The 2,230-nt window shown below is 58.5% G+C and carries 3 protein-coding genes; 2 read left to right on the forward strand and 1 reads right to left on the reverse strand.

What is annotated here, in order from left to right:
• Positions 1–185: 185 nt before the first annotated feature.
• On the reverse strand, positions 186–470 hold the full coding sequence (locus HUX88_RS31770) for an SDR family oxidoreductase (protein ID WP_117015933.1): 285 nt from the start codon (positions 468–470) through the stop codon (positions 186–188).
• A gap of 187 nt (positions 471–657) precedes the next feature.
• Between HUX88_RS31770 and HUX88_RS31775 the strand changes: the two genes are divergently transcribed.
• A complete protein-coding gene (locus HUX88_RS31775; RefSeq protein ID WP_117015934.1) occupies positions 658–1,554 on the forward strand; it encodes an AraC family transcriptional regulator in 897 nt (298 codons plus the stop codon).
• A 108-nt stretch (positions 1,555–1,662) separates the two neighbouring features.
• A complete protein-coding gene (locus tag HUX88_RS31780; RefSeq protein WP_117015932.1) occupies positions 1,663–2,190 on the forward strand; it encodes a porin family protein in 528 nt (175 codons plus the stop codon).
• Positions 2,191–2,230: the final 40 nt, after the last annotated feature.

Consider the following 2,230-nt stretch of genomic DNA (forward strand, 5'->3'; position numbering starts at 1 on the left):
ATTCGGTACTGCTTGCTGAAGAAGCGTTGTGTTCATCAGCGAAGAGGCAAGATTATGAACTGTTTCGTTTATCTCGTCAAGCTCTTCTTTTTCTCGCTTCACTCAGCAACATGTGCTGTGTTCTGCGAGGGGGCGAACTATAGCAAATGCTCCCCCGAATTGACAAGGACTTTCTGCACGTCTCATCAGGCGTTATGGATGACAACGTCCACGCGCTTGTGTACATCCTCGGCGAATGCCAGGAATTCGCGCATCTCGTCCGGCTGACTGACGTCCAGCACATACCACTCGGCCGAACCACCAGCCTTGCGGATCTCGGTAACCAGGGCGGTTAGTTTGCTGGAACGGCGCGCACCGAGCACGACATGATGTCCCTCGCCCGCCAGCTGGCGCGCCGTAGCCGGACCGCTTCCCCGGCAGGCCCCGGCAATCAGGATAACCTTTCGATGTGTTTGAATAGCTGCTGTCATGACGCGCTCCTTTCAAAGCAATAACACCAGACTGCATCTTACGGCCTCAAGCAAATGCTGCGAATGCACATGCCTATGCACTTATTGCCTAATCCTATAAAAGCGCGGGGCATAGGTAGCGATGAGGTGGAGAATCATGGATCATTCCTATTCATCGGAGAATTTGGAAGGAGCCAGCGTGAAACGCATGATCGCCCTACATCAACAGCTAGCGCACGCCGAGGGCTATACCTTGACGGCGCTGGACGACGTACGCTTGACGCGCTCGAACTGCAGCACCACCAAGACGCCGGCCATGTCCGATCCTTGCATCGCCATCGTGCTGCAAGGGCGCAAGCGCGCCTACTTCGGCAACGATGTGCTGGAATTCGACGCGGACCATTATCTGGTGGTCGCAGTTCCCATGCCCTTCACCAGCGCGACCGAGGCCACTGAGGAAGAACCCTTCCTCGGGTTGTCGATCCGGGTCGACCGCACCACCCTGGCCGATCTGATGTTCGCCATCGATCAGACCCAGAACGAGCTGCCCGCCATGCCCAAGGGCATGATGACCACGCGCATGGATGAGCGCCTGAGCGAAACCGTGCTGCGCCTGCTTGAAGCGCTGAACTCTCCCCTGGAGGCACGCGTGCTGGGCCCCGGCATTGTGCGTGAAATTTGCTATCGCGTGCTGATGGGGGAGCAAGGTGCGGCAATGCGCGCGGCGCTGACCAGCCAGGGGCAATTCGGACGGATCGCCAAGGCGCTGCGCCGCATCCACGCCGACTATGCGGCCGACATCGACGTCGGCACGCTGGCGGCCGAGGCCAGCATGAGCGTGCCAGCCTTTCATGTGCATTTCAAGGCAGTGACGCAATGTTCGCCTATCCAGTACCTGAAATCGGCCCGCTTGCACCAGGCCCGGCTCCTGATGGCGCGCAACGACATGACTGCCCAGGCGGCATCGGCCCAGGTCGGCTACGAAAGCCCGTCGCAATTCAGCCGTGAGTTCAAACGCTACTTCGGCCGCAGCCCCGGCGAGGAAGCCAGCGCAATGCGGCGTCATCTGGCGGTGCGGCCGGCGCAAATGACGAGCTTTCCTTAGGCAAGGCCCCTGACGTTACGAAGGTTGATTTAAAAATAATTACGCGATAGTATGCGGCAATGTTGGCATTGCAAATTCATCAATGCTGCATTTTCTATCAGGAGTAATATGCGATCCATCCTTTGTGGCGCCGCGGCGCTTGCGGTATTGGGCACCGCCGCGCCAGCATTTGCGGCATCCTTCGAGCCAGGTATGTATGTCGGTGTCGATCTCGCCCGCGCCTCTGTTTCATCGAAATATGCCGACAGCAGCAACGATATCTCGCTGAGCGCCACCGCTGGCTACCAGTACACGCCCAACTTTGGTTTCGAAGTTTATACGCGCAGCCTGAGCTTCTCACCCTTCCGCGGCTTTTTGTCCGAGCCCGGCTATTACCCGGATCGTCACTACGGCATTGCGTTGATGGGAACCCTGCCGCTCGATTCTCACTTCAGTTTGTTCGGCCGCGCCGGCGTCGGACGCACGACAATGAAAGCTAACCGATCCTCGATGGATGACCGTACCGACACCGATTCAATGGTCGGCCTGGGCGCGCGCTACGCGTTCAATCGCAGCTGGTCGCTGAGCCTGGAAGGCAGCTACCTCAGCAAGAGCGAAGTCTCACTGATCTCGTTCGGCGCGCGCTACCAGTTCTAACATGAAGCGCGGCAGTGCCGCGCTGAACAAATGGCCGTTG

It is taken from the genome of Duganella sp. BJB1802, from assembly GCF_013369445.1.
Taxonomy (GTDB): domain Bacteria; phylum Pseudomonadota; class Gammaproteobacteria; order Burkholderiales; family Burkholderiaceae_D; genus Rugamonas; species Rugamonas vulcania_A.